At 43.4% G+C, this 19726-nt stretch carries 11 protein-coding genes; 6 read left to right on the plus strand and 5 right to left on the minus strand.

The genetic code is table 11. The annotated features are described in order from the left end of the window. Positions 1-3: 3 nt before the first annotated feature. Positions 4-984 (minus strand): ribonucleoside-diphosphate reductase small subunit, encoded by a 981-nt coding sequence (locus ACMH5P_RS11280; RefSeq protein ID WP_459494472.1) that lies wholly within the window; start codon positions 982-984, stop codon positions 4-6. A 91-nt stretch (positions 985-1075) separates the two neighbouring features. Then, positions 1076-1648: a hypothetical protein gene (locus ACMH5P_RS11285; protein ID WP_459494473.1), complete on the minus strand. Its 573-nt coding sequence runs from the start codon at positions 1646-1648 to the stop codon at positions 1076-1078. Between the two features lie 129 nt (positions 1649-1777). On the opposite strand from ACMH5P_RS11285, the gene uvrA reads away from it, so the two are divergent. From uvrA to ACMH5P_RS11300, 3 genes are all read left to right on the plus strand, one after another. Further along, on the plus strand, positions 1778-4600 hold the full coding sequence (gene uvrA, locus ACMH5P_RS11290; RefSeq protein WP_459494474.1) for an excinuclease ABC subunit UvrA: 2823 nt from the start codon (positions 1778-1780) through the stop codon (positions 4598-4600). Between the two features lie 4 nt (positions 4601-4604). Continuing rightward, positions 4605-6080 carry an NADH-quinone oxidoreductase subunit N gene (locus tag ACMH5P_RS11295; protein WP_459494475.1) on the plus strand — a complete coding sequence of 492 codons (1476 nt, stop codon included), beginning with the start codon at positions 4605-4607 and terminating at the stop codon, positions 6078-6080. Positions 6081-6166: 86 nt separating this feature from the next. Beyond that, the gene (locus ACMH5P_RS11300) at positions 6167-8083 is read left to right on the plus strand and encodes an amidophosphoribosyltransferase (RefSeq protein WP_459494476.1); all 1917 of its coding nucleotides are present in this window, start codon (positions 6167-6169) and stop codon (positions 8081-8083) included. Here the strand turns inward: ACMH5P_RS11300 and ACMH5P_RS11305 are convergent. Beyond that, positions 8080-10881 (minus strand): T9SS type B sorting domain-containing protein, encoded by a 2802-nt coding sequence (locus ACMH5P_RS11305; RefSeq protein WP_459494477.1) that lies wholly within the window; start codon positions 10879-10881, stop codon positions 8080-8082. The genes ACMH5P_RS11300 and ACMH5P_RS11305 overlap by 4 nt on opposite strands. 86 nt (positions 10882-10967) lie before the next feature. On the opposite strand from ACMH5P_RS11305, the gene ACMH5P_RS11310 reads away from it, so the two are divergent. Genes ACMH5P_RS11310 through ACMH5P_RS11320 form a run of 3 tightly spaced genes read left to right on the plus strand, consistent with a single transcriptional unit; the run spans position 10968 to position 15681 of the window. Then, the gene (locus tag ACMH5P_RS11310; RefSeq protein WP_459494478.1) at positions 10968-12023 is read left to right on the plus strand and encodes a PorP/SprF family type IX secretion system membrane protein; all 1056 of its coding nucleotides are present in this window, start codon (positions 10968-10970) and stop codon (positions 12021-12023) included. 56 nt (positions 12024-12079) lie between these two features. After that, a complete protein-coding gene (locus ACMH5P_RS11315; protein ID WP_459494479.1) occupies positions 12080-14572 on the plus strand; it encodes an SLBB domain-containing protein in 2493 nt (830 codons plus the stop codon). Continuing rightward, positions 14572-15681, plus strand: coding sequence for a Wzz/FepE/Etk N-terminal domain-containing protein (locus ACMH5P_RS11320; RefSeq protein WP_459494480.1), 1110 nt, complete (start codon positions 14572-14574; stop codon positions 15679-15681). The genes ACMH5P_RS11315 and ACMH5P_RS11320 overlap by 1 nt, the downstream gene beginning before the upstream one ends. A gap of 50 nt (positions 15682-15731) precedes the next feature. Here the strand turns inward: ACMH5P_RS11320 and infB are convergent, their stop codons facing one another. Continuing rightward, complete coding sequence (gene infB / locus ACMH5P_RS11325) at positions 15732-18413, minus strand: translation initiation factor IF-2 (RefSeq protein WP_459494481.1); 2682 nt, start codon at positions 18411-18413, stop codon at positions 15732-15734. A gap of 58 nt (positions 18414-18471) precedes the next feature. Further along, a complete protein-coding gene (gene nusA, locus ACMH5P_RS11330) occupies positions 18472-19719 on the minus strand; it encodes a transcription termination factor NusA (protein WP_459494482.1) in 1248 nt (415 codons plus the stop codon). Positions 19720-19726: the final 7 nt, after the last annotated feature.

Here is a 19726-nt window from a genome sequence, read left to right on the forward strand (position 1 = left end):
CGACTAGAAATCTTCGTCCATCGAGAATGACATAGACTCCTTGTCCGACATAACGCCTGATTTTTGATATTCTGCCACTCGCTTCTCGAAGAAATTCGTTTTTCCTTGTAACGAGATCATCTCCATGAAATCGAAAGGATTTGTTGCATTGTAGTGTTTCTTGCAACCTAAGGCTACTAACAAACGGTCAGCCACGAATTCAATGTATTGGCACATCAATTCTGCATTCATCCCGATTAAGGATACTGGCAAGGCAACGGTTACGAATTCTTTTTCAATCTCTACCGCATTAAGAATAATCTCGTAAATGCGCTCTTGTGTAATTTTGTTTTTAATATGATCTGTGTATAACAAGCATGCAAAATCACAGTGTAATCCTTCGTCGCGTGAGATAAGCTCATTCGAGAATGATAAACCTGGCATCAAGCCACGCTTCTTCAACCAGAAAATTGAGCAGAATGAACCCGAGAAGAAGATACCTTCAACCGCCGCAAAAGAGATTAAACGCTCAACGAAGTTTGGACTCTCAATCCATTTCAACGCCCAATCCGCTTTTTTCTTCACGCAGTCAATCGTCTCGATCGCACGCAATAAACGATCTTTTTCTTTTGGATCCTGAATGTAGGTATCGATCAACAAGGAGTAAGTCTCCGAGTGGATGTTCTCCATCATTACTTGGAAGCCATAGAAACATTTTGCCTCCGCATACTGCACCTCTTTCAAGAAGTTGTTCGCCAAGTTTTCGTTCACGATACCATCCGATGCCGCGAAGAAAGCCAGGACGTGTGAAATAAAGTGACGTTCGCCGTCATTCAATTTCTTCCAGTCGGCTAAATCTTGTTGCAAATCAATCTCTTCAGCCGTCCAAAAAGAGGCTTGCGACTGTTTGTAAAACCGCCAGATATCATCGTGCTTGATCGGGAATAAAACGAAACGATTTGGGTCCTCAACTAATAGAGGTTCAGTTAAAAGTGCTTGTGACATGTGTTTAATAAATGAATTCGAAATTAAGAATTAATCGCTGAATATCTTCGTTATCTAAGACAATATTTTAGGGTAAATTGTTTTAAAAAAATTAAAAGAAAAATCCACCCACTTGTACCACAATCGCAGAGCCGTAAGGCGAGGATTTAAATGCGGAATAATTTAAATCATACAGGATATTTAAATTGATTCCAATCTTGGAACCAATCCCTATGCCAACTAATACGGGATTGGAATACGAATAGCTTGGATTCGTCAGGTCACTGAAATTTTCTACCTGAGCCGTTAAAAAACTTTGACCGAGTAATTGGGATAGAGCCGGTACATATTGACGGACAAAAAGTCGTTGACCCAATAAATTAGATGCTGTTTGGCCTCGGAATGCGAAATACTGATACGTGGCACCCACTCCGACAATCGTGGTGTTGGTTGCAGCATATCCTAACATGGGTGAGAGCCCAATACTTGTGGGGTTCCCAAAACTCAAACCCGAGATTCCTCCACCCACATGCAAACGCTGACGAAAAGTCAATTCACTCACATCAGGCTCAACATCCAAATCCCCTCTCGCTCCTTCTTCAGCTATTACAATGGGGTCCTGAGCAAAGGATTGAAAAGTCAAGCCACTAAATAGAATCACAAAAAACAAGTATATAGTTTTCATTTATCAAGTAGTTACATCAGGAAAAATTTCATTCTCTCGAACTTCGCTTTTGACCTAGCTTTGGCAATCCTTTCAGGTTTGCCAAAGCCTAGGGTTGGCTTTGTCAAAATTAAAGGATAATTTTGAGATATGAGTTCTCCTGCACCCCAAGATTTCGAAAATCTCGACCCCAAAACACACATCATTATCAAAGGTGCCCGCGTACACAACCTTAAAAATGTTGACGTTGCGATTCCCCGAAATAAATTAGTGGTTGTGACTGGCTTATCGGGTTCAGGAAAATCATCGTTGGCCTTCGATACTTTGTTTGCGGAAGGCCAGCGCATGTATGTTGAGAGTTTAAATTCCTATGCCCGCCAATTCCTCGGCCGCATGGAAAAACCAGCTGTCGATTACATCAAAGGCGTCGCCCCGGCGATTGCCATCGAACAAAAGGTCAATACCAAAAACCCACGGTCGACCGTCGGTACCACCACAGAGATTTACGATTACCTCAAGCTCCTCTTCGCACGCATCGGAAAAACCATTTCCCCCGTTTCTGGCCAAGAGGTGAAAAAAGATTCCGTTTCGACCATCGTGGATTGGATTATCTCCAATGATCAAAAAAAGGTCTTAATCCTAGCCCCCTTGCTAAATCATCCGGAAAGGACCCTGCTTGAAGAATGTCAATTGCTTATTCAAAAAGGTTACACGCGTTTAAAAGTCGATTCCGATGTGCTGGATTTGGAGGAATTGGTGGAGGATGAAGAGGGATTAAAAAAATTGACTAAAAAGCGAAATGAGATTGCGATTCTCATCGACCGACTTATCGCGAACTCCGACGAAGAAACCGTTTTTCGTTTAGGAGACTCCGTGCAGACCGCTTATTTCGAAGGCGATGGGGTCTGCTGGGTCGAAGTACAAGATCAAAAACGCAAAACCTTCTCTAATAAATTCGAACTCGATGGCATGGCCTTCGAAGAACCCAGCTTGAATTTATTTTCGTTCAACAATCCCTACGGGGCTTGTCGGAACTGCGAAGGATATGGAAAAGTCCTTGGACTTGACCCGGAGCTAGTTTTCCCAGACCATGACCTTTCTGTCTACGAAGGTGCCATAGCACCTTGGCGCAGCGAACGCATGAGCGAATGGTTGCACCCTTTATTGCGTAACGGAATCCATTTTGATTTTCCTATCCATCGTCCCTACAAGGATTTGACCGACAAGGAAAAACAATTACTTTGGAAAGGGAATAAATTCTTTGCCGGATTAACGCATTTTTTCGATCACCTCGAAAAAGAAACCTATAAGATTCAGTACCGTGTTCTCCTTTCTCGCTACCGTGGCAAAACGAACTGTCCGGAATGCCAAGGCTCACGCCTACGCGGAGACGCCGGCTATGTAAAGATTAATGGAGCCTCCATTATCGACATGGTGCTTTGGCCGATTTCCAAAGTCAAAGACTTCTTTGATCAGCTAAAGTTAAGTGAGACGGATACAGCAGTTGCCAAACGCATACTCATCGAAATCAAGAACCGCTTAGACTATATGAATCGGGTCGGTTTGGGATATTTGACTTTGAACCGACTCACCTCTACCCTGTCTGGCGGGGAATTCCAACGCATCAAGTTGGCGACATCCCTGGGCAGTGCCCTAGTAGGCTCCATGTATATCCTTGACGAACCGAGTATCGGATTGCATCCAAGAGATACCGAACGATTGATTTCGGTTTTGGAAATGTTGAAATCCATGGGAAATACCGTGATTGTCGTGGAGCATGAGGAAGACATCATGCGAGCAGCGGATCAGATCATTGATATTGGTCCGGAGGCAGGCCGTCATGGCGGAAATTTAAGTTTCCAGGGTAACCTGACCGAGGCATTAAAAGACACGACGACCGACAGCCATACGCTGCGTTTCTTGCAAGGAAAAGATACCATACAGATTCCAACTTTCCGTCGGAAGGCATTGGCGCATATTGAAATCAAGGGAGCAAGTGAGAATAATTTGAAAAACATCGATGTCAAGATTCCATTGGGAATTATGACTGCAGTGACCGGTGTTTCCGGCTCGGGTAAATCGACCTTAATTCGTAAAATTTTATACCCAGCCTTGTTGCGGAATCTGCAATTAGGAACTGAAGAAACGGGTCGATTCAGAGAATTAGGAGGAAGTACGAATAAGATTTCGAGCATTGAGATGGTGGATCAGCAGCCGATTGGTAAATCGTCTCGTTCGAACCCAATAACCTACATTAAGGCCTACGATGCCATTCGTGCCTTATTTTCCGAATTACCGTTGGCCAAAACTCGTGGCTATAAACCCGCACACTTCTCTTTCAACGTAGAGGGTGGGCGATGCGAAACCTGTCAAGGAGAAGGAGAAATTACCATTGAAATGCAATTCATGGCAGATATCAAATTAACCTGTGAATCTTGCCACGGACAGCGATTTAAACAAGAGATTTTGGACATCAAATTCCAAGACAAACACATCGCCGAAATATTAGACATGACCGTGGAGGAGAGCATTCCTTTCTTCCAAGAAAAAGCACCTCGAATCGCCGAGAAAATTGACCCCCTTTTCCAAGTAGGTTTGGGTTATATCAAACTCGGACAATCCTCAAATTCCCTTTCGGGCGGTGAGGCCCAACGGGTTAAGTTGGCCAGCTTTTTAGGCAAAGGAAATAGTAACAAGGGCAAAACCCTGTTTATCTTTGACGAACCTACCACGGGTTTACACTTTCATGACATCAAAAAATTATTGAAAGCGATGAATGATTTGGTGGAACAAGGCGACTCAGTCATCATCATAGAACACAACATGGAGGTCGTAAAATGTGCTGATCACATCATTGACCTCGGACCTGAGGGTGGCGAAAATGGAGGGCATTTATGTTTCGAAGGGACTCCCGAAGAAATGATCAAATTAAAAGATAATCCAACGGCACATTACCTAAAACAAAAAATGTAAGTTCATGATTAGTCCCGAACTCATCCAGGCATTGCCAATTAAACTGCAGCAAATCTTGCAGGGTTACCAATCGATTTTACCCGAATTGGTTGTGGCCGTTTGGGTGTTGGTGAGTATGCTCGGGGATTTGTTTTTAGTGGGCAAGAATGATAAGCCCAGTCGGTCATGGCGCTACCTCATCGCTCAAATCGGTGTAATCTTTGCGCTTTTACTTGCTTACCAACGCATGCGACATGGGGCCGAGGGCTTCGTTGCCTTCCGTATGTTATGGGTCAATCCCGGTGCGAATGCCATCAATTGTCTCATTTTGGCGATTGGCCTTTGCATCCTATCCATTAATCAATACCAAGCGAAGGCCTTCACTTTCGAAGAAAAAATAGGATTCTTTGCCGTGTTATTGGGATCCTTGTTGACGAGTTTAAGTATCCATTTCGTGAGTATCTTTTTAAGTATCGAGCTCATGTCTTTGGGCACTTATTTGCTAGTCGGACTTCGTAAAGACCGCGAAGGAATTCGCGCAGCGCTACCCTATATCCTATTCGGTATGGGCACCTCAGCCATGCTATTGTATGGATTGTCTTTGATATATGGTCTGACTGGCACGATGATGATCCTGGACCCAGCATTTAGTCGGGGATTAGCAACGGCCGACATCTACCTGGCCGGCACCGCTTTAAGCCTCGTAGGTGCCGGAATTTTATTTAAAATGTCTTGGGTTCCTTTTCATCCTTGGAGTCCAGATGTATTGGAAAGCTTACCTGCAGGTTGGATGAGTTGGCTTTCCACCGCCCCCAAAATTGCCGTAGCTTGGCTGGGCATTCGTTTGGTTCACTTTATCCCTGTTTCGATGGATGCGATCATCGCAATACTGGCCATCTTAACGTTGCTAGTCGGAAATCTAGGTGCCTTAAACCAAAACAATGCAAAACGATTGGTCAGTTATTCAAGTATTGCCCATGGCGGCTTCTTGGCGTTAGCTTGGTTGATGCCTGCTAACCAGGGTGTCGATAATTTATTGTTTTACAGTTTAGTCTACAGCGCTAGTACCTTGTTGGTCTTTTACATCTTGGACGAGGTCCAAAATGAAACATACACGACGAACGACATGGAAAATTGGGCGGGCTTTGGTCAGACCTATCCGCTGCGTGGATTGCTTTTATTGATTGGATTTATTGCATTAATTGGTTTACCGCCGGCGGGAACATTTTTAGCTAAGGTCAACTATTTCAGCCAATTATGGGAAAAATACCAAATGACCCAAGCAAATCCCATCCTCATTTTATTGGTGGTGGCCATCTTGATGACGGCAGTTTCCATCTATTATTACTTGCGTATACCATTCCAAATGTACTTTAAAAAAGGAACGACGATACATCCGGCAGACAGTTTAAAAAACAACTGGATTTATCTTGTGCTGAGTGGACTAATTATTGCCTGTATGCTCTCCCCGACGCTTATTTTCGGCATTTGGAAGGCCTAGATTAAAAAATTAAAAAATAACATTTGTAGCTGATAATATTTAGCTAATTTTGAACTGATTTTTAGCCAAAATACTCCCAACAACCCATGTCTGAATCCATCAAACACGAATGCGGAATTGCACTAATCCGATTGCGAAAACCTTTTCAGCATTACATGGACAAGTACAATACGCCGATGTACGGTTTGAACAAGCTTTACCTCATGATGGAAAAGCAAGTGAATCGAGGGCAAGATGGCGCGGGGGTCGCAAATATTAAAATCAATGTCAAGCCAGGTAGTCGCTACATCAGTCGTTACCGTTCCGTCGAACCACAAGCCGTGGCGGATATTTTCGGCAAGATCAACAAGAAATTCAGAAAAGCACAAAAATTAGCCAAGGAGACAAAACGTGAAACAGGCATTGATGCCGTTCATGATGCGGATTGGTGGCAAGAAAATGTGGCTTTTACGGGGGAGGTTTTATTGGGTCACTTGCGTTATGGTACGCATGGCCAAAATGAAATTGAAAACTGCCACCCGATGCTTCGTCAGAATAACTGGCGCAGTAGAAATTTAGTGATGGCGGGTAATTTTAACATGACCAATGTGGATGATTTGTTCAACAAACTCATTTCCTTAGGTCAGCACCCCAAAGAAAAAGTGGATACCGTGACCGTAATGGAAAAAATCGGCCATTTTTTGGATGAAGAAAACCAGCGCCAGTTTGGTAAATTCAAAGACAAATACGAAAATCCGGAATTGTCGGATATCATCGCAGAAAATATCGATTTAAAGCGCGTCTTAGAGCGCTCTTGCAAGGATTTCGATGGTGGCTATGCCATGGTGGGTATGACGGGTTATGGTGCCTCTTTCGTAGCGCGTGACCCAGCGGGAATACGGCCAGCTTATTATTACATGGATGAGGAAGTGGTCGTGGTAGCTTCTGAAAAGCAAGCAATCAAAACATCGTTTAACTGTGCATACGATCAGATTCAAGAAATTACGCCAGGCCATGCCTTGATCATTGCAGTAGACGGCACGGTTCAGGAAGTTCCGTTTATCGAGCGCATCGAGCAAAAGTCTTGTTCATTTGAGCGGATTTATTTCTCCCGCGGTTCGGATCCAGATATCTACCGCGAGCGTAAAAAATTGGGACGTTTATTAATCCCTCAGATTCTAAACGAAGTAGAAAACGACTTAAAACATACAGTATTCTCTTACATCCCGAATACAGCTGAGAGTGCCTTTTTGGGTATGATTGATGGCTTAGAAGACCATTTGGCCAAAGAACGCAAGAAGGCCATCATGGAGGGAATCCTTTTTGAAGACCAATTAGAAGAGCTATTAACCTTCCGTCCACGTGTCGAGAAGCTGATCTCCAAAGACGTAAAAGTGCGTACATTCATCGCAAGTGATGCGATGCGTGATGATATGGTTTCCCATGTATACGATACGACCTATGAGGTAATCGAAAAGAATGTCGACTCCGTTGTGTTGATTGATGATTCAATTGTACGAGGAACGACGCTCGAAAAAAGTATTTTAAGCCTCTTAGATAAATTATCGCCAAAGAAAATTGTTATCGTGTCTTCGGCGCCACAAATCCGCTACCCGGATTGCTATGGAATTGATATGTCGAAGATGAAAGAATTCGTGGCATTCCGTGCAGCCTTGGCACTTTTGAAGGAACGTAATTTGGAACATATTCTAGATGAAGTAAACCTGAAGTGCTTGATGGCCTTAGAAAACGGTACTGCTTCAAAAGAGAATTTTGTCAAGGCGATCTATCAGCCGTTTACCGACCAAGAAATTTCAGATAAGATTGCCGAAATAGTTCGCCCTAAACACTTGAATGCAGAATTGTCGATTGTGTATCAAACGGTAGAGAACCTGAATATTGCCTGCCCAAATCACTTAGGGGATTGGTATTTTACAGGTAATTTCCCGACCCCAGGTGGAAATCAGGTGGTTAACAAATCATTCGTGAATTTCATGAAGGGCATCGAGGTAAGAGCCTACTAGTAGATGACAATTACGCCTCCACGATCTGTCAAGGTACCTCGTTCCGGATAATCCAAGGACTCGTATTGCAATTGCCATACATAAGACTCTTGTGGAACACGAATTCCATTGACTTTCCCATCCCAAGCAAATTCGGGACCTTTGGTCGTGAATAACAATTCGCCCCAGCGATTGAAAATCTGCATACCTAAAATTCGAGCTCTTTTCGGATTCTTGGGCTGCGGACTAAACAAATCATTTTTACCATCTCCATTGGGCGTAAATACGTTGGGAGTTAGTAAAACGGGATCACATTTATCGGCTACATTAAAGGTATGTTGTATACTACAATTATCTAAATCGGTGATTTTTACCGTATAATTCCCTGCCTGTGTAACTCGAATTTTATTCTGCGTACCTAGTAAGGTGGATCCAAATTTCCATTCAAATTTTAAACTATCTAACCCTCCATTTAACTGTAAGGTATAGGGCTTCGGCTCATCCATGCAAATCGATTGTTTCACTTGAGGAATGAAATAGGGAGTATCCAAGAAATTCACTTGTGTTTTCATGACGGTCGAACAACCCGATTTTGAATCTGCCAAAAGCAATCCAACTTCCCCACCCGGTGCGGGCACGCTGATACTAGGCGTGGTCGCCCCATTGCTCCAAAGGTATTGAAGACTTGAACTTGTCGGCAGTTGGGTCGGGGCAATGACCGCATTCGTCTTACAGATACGATTGTAAATCGGAGTCAATTTCGTAGGCTTCAACACCTGAATGTCAAATTCCTGCGCATCCAAAGGGAAATTCCGAATACAGCTATTGCTAATTTCGGCAACAATCACATACTTTCCAGAGGTAGCAAAATCATATTCCAACGTTGGCCCGGTAAAACTATGTATCAATTTCGTCGGATCAAGTGGAACCAGAAGTCCGTCTTTATTGGGGAAAGGACTTAAAACAGTCTCGTATATTTTCCAATCGATGCGGTCATTATTCAGTGGATCACACAATTTTTGATCGATGGTAAATTTAAATTTAGTCCCTTCGCATTTCTTGGTAATGCTTGGAGGGCTCGAGGGATCCGGTGGGCTCGGTATGGACGGAGGCAATCCCAGACGGCTCGTAACTCCCGGAGTAGAGAATGTAACCGCATTTCGATCGAATTTTGCTTTGGCAATCGTCGTATCCGTCGAATTCAATAGTCCATTCGCATTCGTTATCTTGGCAAGTGTACTACTGCCGTCGATGGCCACAAAAATGACTGTATTAAATACAGGGTCAATTTGCAACGCGCCTATTTTTTCTAGACTTGAATAGAGCTCCGACTTCGATTGAGCAACCTTCGCAGAATCTTTCGAGGATAAATCAAATTGTAAAATTTTGGATGGAACACTGACTCCATCGCCCTTCAAACTTACATACAGAACATCTTTATTGGGCGAATATTCTAAGCCATAAACGACCGGGGGGCTAAGTCCTAAATCAATAGTCATTTGATATGTGGGCTTACCCGTTCGCGGATCAAAATCATACAAATCCACTTTGTTTTTCGGTGGACCGGGTAATGAGACCGCCATTTTGGTCCAGTCGACCGAAATTTTGGTGGTTGATCCACTCCCTGAAGTGGCCGTAAGCTGCGTGCCTCCTTGGCTCGACTGTGGTGCTGAAATACCCGCGTTCGAAATCTTAAACGTTCGGGTATTATTGGAATTTAAATCCTGAACAACGAGCCAATAATAACCTTGACCACCTTGGGAAGCCAGTAAACGAGCGGTGGAAGGAACCGGACTTAACAACTGGTTAAGTTGGGAAATCCCCCCTTTCCCTTGATTCAATTTCATGTCTACAATGCTGTAATAGACAAAATTCTCACCTTTAGCATTTTTTGCCAAGGTGAAAATATAGTATTCCGCTTGACAACCCTTGCAGGTAGTTTTGGGAATGATCGTCACCCCTTGCGAATTACTAAGGTCACCGTTAAGGCGTTTCGTGGTGTCCCCCACGGCAAAAATGGGATTATTATTTCGATCAAATACCTTTTGACCGTCCGTATAAAAAATCAAACTATTGGTCGGGTCAGTCATTTTAGCCACCCCCTCTGGAACCACTAAGCCTCCTGTCGTATCCTTCGGATTGTCGGCCGATCCGTTAAACAAAATGGCTGCACCGTTTCCAAAATACCAAGCATCGACGAATTTATTGATGTTGGCATTTGGATCACGCTCCCCACAAATTTTAACCTGCATTTTCGCTTCTACGCTACAGCCCGAAGTGGGCTCCGTTACTTGAACGGAATAACAACCTGCCGAATCGGCTTGAATTTGCTCGGTCGTTTGTCCACGTGGAAACCAGGCGATCTGCACGGGATAATTCGGCTTTGTTACTTTTCCGAAGGCTGAAAGGGTTACTTTTTGACCTTTGCAGATTGTGATGGTCGAATCTTTTTCATCTTTACCTAAGTAGATTTTAGGCAACTCACCGATTCGGACAACTTGGGTAAAGCGTCTTGTCGAGCTTCCCGACTGCAAGGTTAGGGTAACCGTTTTTTCACCGGGGGTGCAGTATTGATGTTTTCCGGTTCGTTCGTTGGAGGTATTGTTCGGGGAACTCGGGTCGCCAAAATCCCATAAATAGGTGGTGGTTTTGGGCTGATCCTCTGAAAATTCAAAAACAGTTGGGAATTCGGACGTACTGCCTTTGCTACAATCGGCACAGGCCGTGAGGCAATTATTACGAAAAATGATGCGCTGTCCCTGGGTGAAAAAATTCACCCCAATCAAAAAGCAACATAAGAGCATGCTTCGTAGCATCATCGTATTTGGGTCAGGTGACACAAATTAACGCATTTTATTGGTTTTTGTAAAGCGATACCCTAAATTGCGGGGCTATATTGAGCGGTATGAGAAAAAGCTTAGCCATTTTCGTGTTTCGCCTACTCGTTGTTTGTATCCCATTTCTGGGTCAAGCACAAGATCCGCAATTGTCTCAATTTTATGCAGCCCCCTTATTGATATCCCCAGCCTTCGCGGGCATAAATAGTACTTCCAAGGTCAATTTCAATTACCGGAATCAATGGCCAAATTTGGAATCCAATTATCAATTTACTTCGATAACGGCCGACCTGAGTTTGGGGAAGATAAATAGTGGTGTGGGTATTTTAGCAACGACAGACAAGCAATTTGCCAATTTAAAAACGACCAGTTTGGGGCTACAATATGCTTATCACATCGATCTGAGTCCCGATCAAACTTTATCTTTAGGAATGCAAGGAACCTATGTCAATCGAGGGTTAGACATGAGTAATTTGATATCAGGCGATCAAATTAATAACCTCCTTACGAGTGGAAGTCTAGGAACCAGCAGTGACCCATTACTGAGTAATTCCATTTTGCAACGCAACTTTGTGGACTTGTCGGTCGGCGGAATGCTAAACACCCGAAATTATTGGATCGGATTCTCAGCTCACCACATTAATCAGCCAAACAAGTCGATGATTTCGAGTACAGAGGAGATTTTAGCGACGAAGTTTGGGCTTCAGATGGGCACAAAAATAATCCTACAAGAAAATTACTACGAGGAGGATTCTTACCAAAATAAAAATAATGAAAAGAGTATCAGTCCTGTGGTGCATTACAAGCAACAGGGCGCTTTTCAGCAACTGGATATGGGGGCTTATTTAACTTGGTCGCCCTTGGTCTTTGGTATGTGGTACCGAGGAATACCGATTGTTAAATCGAAATATGGCAATCCAAATCGTGAGTCCTTGGTGATGTTGATGGGATATAAACAAGATAATTTTTCGATCGGATATTCCTACGATTTAACTATATCGAAGTTAGGTCCGACAGCAGGAGGAGCACATGAATTATCCATTGCCTATTTGTTTGATTTCGATTTTTCCTTGAAAAAACCGTTTGTTAAATGGAAGCGAAATCTCTCATGTCCTAAGTTCTAAACGTGTGCGTCAAATGTATAAATTAGTTACCTTTACTGAAATATTGAATGCAACTCATGAAGTTTAACATTAACGTAAGAATTCTCCTGACTCGATTGGCATTTTTTGTCATTCTCTTGTTGTCGCAGGCAGCATTCGCACAATTTACCACTGTCATCAAGCGTAATGTGGATGATTTAACCGATGCGGAAGTTAAGCTTTTCATGGAGAAGGCGCAGGCTAGTGGGATGTCCGAAAGCGAAATCGAAAAAGCGGCTATGACACAAGGCTATACAGCTGCAGACATTGCAAAAATGCGTGAGCGCTTACTTTCGATGGAGGAAACACCATTCGACATCAACAACAAATTATCAACGACAGAGAAATTTATGGGAACCGATTCTCGTCAGAACAAGACGATTATCATCAATAACCCCAATCGTGTCAATCAGCCACTACCTCAAGAAAGTCCGTTGACATTGGAGGAGCGAAAGTTACTCGCCAAACCGCTAAATATTTACAATGATAGTTTAGTTACGCAATATAATTCTGTCCAAAAACGATTAGCAAATACATTAGATAAGAAGATTTTTGGCGCAAGTTTATTCCAAAATGATAAGTTGAGTTTTGAACCCAATATGCGTATCGCAACGCCAAAGAACTATCAATTGGGTCCGGACGATGAATTGGATATTCATGTTTTCGGCGATGTATTAGACAATTTTAAAGTCAAAGTAAGTCCAGAAGGAACGGTTAAGATCCTAAACCTAAATCCAATTTATGTCAATGGACTTTCCATGGATGCCGCGAGTGACCGAATTATCAGTCGATTGCGCCAACTTTATCAAGGACTAAATAAGTCGGGAAGCGGCTCCTTCGCTCAAGTAACACTTTCAGGGGTACGCAGCATTAAAGTTATTCTAACGGGTGAAGTAACCTTTCCGGGAACCTATACGGTTTCCTCATTAGCGACGGTATTTAATGCATTGTACATGGCAGGTGGCCCGAACCGCAATGGATCTTTCCGAGACATTCGAGTTATCCGCAATAACAAGGTCGTCACTACCTTAGATTTATACGATTTTCTTTTACGTGCAGACCAAAAAGACAACATCCACTTAAATGATCAAGACATCATTCGTGTGGGGGATTATGAAAACCGCGTAGAGTTGGTTGGCGAAGTAAAACGTCCATATATCTACGAGATGGCTAAGAATGAGACCTTTAAGGACCTTTTGCGCTATGCAGGCGGGTTTACGGAAAAGGCGTATACCTATACGATCAATGTTCGTCGAAATACGTCAAGAGAGCTTAAATTGTTTAACATTAGCCAAGATGAGGTAGAGACTTTTCATCCAAGCAACGGCGATGTTTACACGGTAGGAACCATCATCGAGCGCTATGAAAACCGCGTGGAGGTACAGGGTGCTGTATTTCGTCCTGGAAATTATGCGATTGAGGCAGGTTTATCGACGGTCAAAGAGCTAATTAAAAAATCAGAAGGTTTACGGGAAGATGCTTTCTTGAACCGCGCGACCTTGACACGTCGCAAGGAAAATTATGATCCTGAAATTTTGCCACTTGATTTGGGGAAAATTTTACGGGGTGAAGTAGCCGATATTCCCTTGCAAAGAGAGGATGTTTTGACGGTTTATTCGATTAATAGTTTGCGTGAAAAGCGGACCGTCAATATCGTCGGGGAGGTAAATGCTCCTGGCGAATTCGAATACAAAGAAGGCATGAAAGTTGCTGATTTGATTCTACAGGCAAAAGGCTTAAAGGAATCGGCTAGTTATGCCAATCTTGAACTCGCGCGTCGAATTATCACCCATGGAAATGGCGATGCACAGGGAGCAAAGATTGAAATTATCAGTTTCACGATTGATGGTACCTTGAAGATAAGTAATGAAGGAAATCAAGTAAGCTTGCAACCCTTCGACATTGTTTCGATCCGAAGAGCACCCAATTATGAGGAGCAACGCTCGGTACGAATCCAAGGTATGGTCAACTTCCCGGGAAGTTATGCCATTCAGAACAACCAACAGCGTATTTCGGATCTTATTCAGCGTGCAGGCGGTCTTCGTCCTGATGGATACTTAGAAGGTGGTAAGTTAATTCGTGGAGCAACGACGGTTGGTGTTAACCTGAAGGAAATCTTGAATAATCCAGCATCTCAGGAAAACCTGCAACTCATGGCTGGGGATGAATTAACGATTCCTCGTTTACAGCAAACGGTTAAATTGACCGGTGCCGTACAAAACCCATTAGCCGTAAGCTACAAAGAGGATTTTAGTTTAAAGGAGTACATCGCAGAAGCGGGGGGATATACCATTAATGCTAATCGCAAGAAGATGTATGTGACCTATGCCAATGGGGTTTCGAATCAAATTCGTAAGTTCTTGATTTTCAAAAAGAACCCTCGCATTGAACCAGGCTCTGAAATTGTCATTCCGGCCTACCCAGAAAATCGGAAAAAAGGTATTTCTGCAGCGGAAGCGATCGGACTAACCTCAAGTTTAGTGTCCGTTTCCATTGCGATTATTACCTTAATTAATAATTTACCGAAGTAATGAGCGACATGAACGAATCAAATAATACCCAGTCAAGCGCTTCGGACGAAATCACCATCAATTTTGCCGAGATATGGAACGCCATATTAAAGTATAAATTGACCATACTGTTCGTAACAATCATTTTCACATCCTTAGGGGCCCTATTTTCGCTTACCTTGGATAGTAAGTATGAATCTGATGTCAAGTTATTGCCCGAGGTAGATTCCAAAATGGGCGGCTCTGGGTCTAGCTTAGGTGGCCTATCATCACTTGCCGGGTTAGCAGGAATTAATTTATCTGGAGCGATGGCAGGTTCCGATGCCATTCAACCTACCATGTATCCTGAGATTGTTCAAAGCATTCCCTTTTTACAGGAATTGAGCCAATCCCCTATCTACAATATCAAACAAAAAAAGTTTCAAAAATTAGCAGATTACTTGAAGCAAGATAATTCCAATGCGCCGATCCAATTGTTAAAGGGAGATAAGAATAAGGAAGTGAGCGACATGGAAAATATCAATCTTCCAAAGGGGGTGTTGAGCCCTGAACTAATCAACATCAGCAAACAAGAATCTGCCATTCTAAAGGAATTGAAGGAATCGATTGTCGTGGAAATTGACAAAAAAACGAATTTGATCAACATTACAGCCACAAGTCTTGACCCGGTTGTATCCGCAAATTTGGCAAATTTGGTATTAAATCAACTTCGTAAATACATCATTCACTACCGCACGGAAAAGGCAAGAAAGGAATTAAACTTCCTCGTAGAAAGACAAGCAGAGGCCAGAAAGCGCTACGATCAAGCTCTTTTTACCTTTTCGAATTATAAAGATCAAAACCGCAATGTATTCCTAAATGTCGCCAAAGACCAAGGAAAAAAATTGCAGTATGAAGTTGATTTAGCATTCAATGTCTACTCCAACTTAACTTCACAAACGACCGAAGCAAAGATCAAATTACAAAAAGAAACCCCAGTGTTTAAGGTGCTTGCCCCAGCGCAGGTACCGCTCAAACGAGTAAGTCCCAAACGCAGCTTGATTACCTTAGGCGGTTTCTTCTTGGGGCTATTTTCGGCACTGATTGGCGTATTCTTCAAGTCGGTCAACATGAAAGAAATCCTACAATAAAAAAAGCCGAATCGTTTGATTCGGCTTTTTCGTTTATTCAACACGTAATCTTATTTCAAGGTACGTTTCACTTCTTTCATTTCGTAGCATTCTAGGTTATCGCCTACTTCCAGGTCATTGAAACCTTTGATCGACATACCACATTCGTATCCGAATTTAACTTCAGCCACATCGTCTTTGAAACGCTTCAGGGCAGAAATATCTCCGTCATGAATAACGACGAAGTCACGAATGACACGAATCTTATGCGCACGCTTGACAGTACCATCTAAGACATAACATCCCGCAACTGTACCGATCTTCGAAATCTTAAATACGTCACGTACTTCGATATTCGCCGTAATAACCTCTTCAAAAGAAGGAGCTAATAGACCTTCCATCGCCGCCTTGATTTCATCAATGGCTTGATAGATAATCGAATAGTTACGGATTTCAATTTGCTCCGCATCGGCCATTCTACGCGCATTTTGCGACGGACGAACCTGGAAGGCAATAATTACCGCATCTGAGGTTGAAGCCAAAGCCACATCCGATTCAGAAACCTGTCCTACCCCTTTGTGAATGATACGTACTTGAACTTCATCCGTAGATAACTTCAACAGGGAATCCGAAAGGGCTTCCACGGAACCATCCACGTCACCTTTTACAATCACGTTCAATTCGCGGAAAGTACCGATCGCCTTCCGACGGCCAATTTCCTCCAAGGTAATGTGCTTACGCGTACGCAACGATTGCTCACGCAAGATCTGCTCACGCTTGTTGGCAATCTCACGCGCCTCACGCTCATTCTCCAAGCAAATCAATTTATCACCTGCTTGTGGCGCACCATTCAGACCCAATACTTGTACCGGTGTCGAAGGACCCGCCTTCTTAATCTTATTGCCGTGGTGGTCAAACATCGCTTTCACACGACCGTAATTATCACCCGCTAACATCATATCACCTACGTGTAAGGTACCATCTTGGACCATCATCGTAGTCACATATCCACGACCCTTATCCAATTCCGCCTCGATAACAGAACCGATGGCTTTCTTGTTTGGATTCGCTTTCAATTCGAGCATTTCGGCCTCCAACAATACTTTTTCTAGCAAGTCGTTGATACCTAGACCCGATTTCGATGAAATTTCTTGAGCTTGGTATTTACCACCCCAATCTTCCACCAACATATTCATGGTTGCTAATTCCTCACGAACTTTGTCCGTGTTAGCTCCATCCTTATCTACTTTTGAGAACGCGAATACGATCGGAGCTCCAGCCACCATTGCGTGGTTGATCGCCTCTTTCGTTTGTGGCATGACCGAGTCGTCTGCCGCAATCACGATAATAACGATATCCGTTACCTTCGCACCACGTGCACGCATCGCGGTAAAGGCTTCGTGACCCGGTGTATCCAAGAAGGTAATCTTCTTACCTGATTCCGTTTCTACCGAATACGCACCGATGTGCTGGGTGATACCACCCGCCTCACCAGCCGTAACCTTCGACTTACGAATGTAATCCAATAAGGACGTCTTACCATGGTCAACGTGTCCCATGATTGTAACAATCGGTGCACGCGGAACTAAATCAGCTGGATCGTCTTCTACTTCCTCCTCAACCGCATCAATTTCTTCTTCTGCCGAGATAAAGTTTACTTCAAATCCGAATTCATCGGCAATAATCGTAATCGCCTCCGCATCCAAACGCTGGTTGATCGATACGAACATACCCAAACTCATACAAGTTGAGATAACCTCGTTCACCGAAACATCCATCAAGGAAGCCAAGTCACTCGCCGAAACGAATTCCGTTACCTTTAATACTTTTGCCTCCTCATCTTCAGCTAATTGACGCATTTCCTCCGCATCTGCACGCTCACGACGCTTGACACGACGCTTATCCGCACCAAAGCTTTGCTTGTTGGTCGCCCCTTGCAAACGCGCCATTGTCGCCTTGATTTGCTCTTGAATGTCTTTGTCAGACAATTCCTCGCGAGGACCTCCTGGCTTAGCACCTGGAGCCGGCTTTTTACCAAAATCTTTCTTATTGTTCGGATTGTTGTTTGGACGTTGCTCGTTCACTACGGGCTTTTTCTCCTCCTTCACAATACGCTTACGCTTGTGCTTGTGGCCATCCCGACCATTATCGACAGGTAGCTCAATCTTACCTAATACGGTTAGACCTTTTAACGTCTCACCCTTTGCTTCAATTAATTGAACATCTTCGGGTGCTTCAACCGCTGGTTCTACAGCTGCTACGACAGGAGCTTCTACAACAGGTTCAGGCTCCACCACGGGTTCAGGAACTTTCACAACGACAGGTTCCGGTTTGGGAGCTGGTTTCGGAGGAACGGGGTTACCCTTCTTATCCAAATCGATCTTACCCAATACCTTTAATCCCATCGGCTTTTCTTCCTCAGGCGCTGGGGCAACTTCCGCTACCTTGGATGCCTCTACCTTCGCCGGCTCGGGAGCTGGCTCCGCAACGGCTACGGGTTCAAGTGCCTTTTCAACCACGGGAGCTGGCACGACAATCTCCTCAACAGGCTTTTTCGGAGCCTCGTCTGTGGCCAACAAATGGTTTGCACCATATTCAGCTGCCAACAAACTTAATTGCTCGAAATTAAGCTTTGCATTCGGGTTATTATCGACTTTATGTCCTTTAGCAGAAAGAAACTGTAGGATCGTAGAAGTTCCTATGTTTATTTGTTTTGCTACAAGACTTAATCGCATTGTCTTCTCTTCTGCCATATATTTTAAAATACGTATACTTTCAATTTACTAATTCTTACTCGAAACAGCGGGAGTCTTATTCAAACTCGGAACGTAAAATAGCAAGTACGTCTTCAATCGTACCTTCTTCTAATTCCGTTCTACGCTCTAATTCCTCTTTAGATAAAGCCAAAACTTGCTTCGCTGTATCCAATCCAATTTTATGAAGCTCATCTAAAATCCAAGCCTCAATCTCATTGGAGAATTCTGTCAATTCTACATCCTCGTCATCCATCTCCTCTTTTGGCACATCACGGAATACGTCTATTTCGTATCCCACTAATTTACCAGCCAATTTGATGTTTTGACCTCCACGACCAATCGCCATAGAAACCTGATCTGAATTCAAATAAACCGAAATACGACGACGCTCCTTGTCGATAGCCATCGAATTCAATTTCGCTGGACTTAACGTACGCGCTACTAATAATTCTAAATTATCCGTAAAATTAATCACGTCGATATTCTCATTCTGCAATTCACGAACAATGCCATGAATACGAGAACCTTTCATACCCACACAAGCTCCGACCGGATCAATGCGATCATCAAATGACTCAACCGCCACCTTCGCACGCTCACCAGGTTCACGAACAATCTTGCGGATTGAAATCGTACCATCATAAATCTCAGGAATCTCTTGCTCGAACAAACGCTCCAAGAACACCGGAGAAACACGAGATAAAATAATACGAGGCGTTCCATTCGACATTTCTACCTTATGGATTACCGCACGGATTGTCTCCCCCTTCTTGAAACGATCCTTTGAGATCATCTCGCCTTTCGGTAACACCAACTCGTTATCCTCATTGTCCAATAAGATCAATTCACGACCTAAAATTTGGTATACTTCCGACGTTACCAACTCCCCAACCAAATCCTTGTATTTATCATACAAGCCTTCCTTCTCAATATCTTTGATACGTTGAATCAAAGTTTGACGAGCCGTTTGAACGACACGACGACCAAAGTCTTCCAACTTAATCAATTCAGCTACCTCTTCACCAATTTCAAAATCGGGTTCAATTAACTTAGCTTCCGCCAAAGGTATTTTGTCAAAATCCCAAATATCCTCTGAGTTATCGTCCACGATTTCACGCGTACGCCACATCTCTAAGTCACCACTTTCGGGGTTGATAATGACATTGAAGTTTTCATCGGAACCGAATTTCTTGCGAATCATCGTACGAAAAACCTCTTCCAACACCGAAATCATCGTCGGCTTATCAATGTTCTTCTCCCGAGCAAAATCTGAAAATGACGAAATTAATTCAACACTGTTCATTGCTATC

Source organism: Aquirufa sp. 5-AUSEE-100C1, assembly GCF_054558655.1.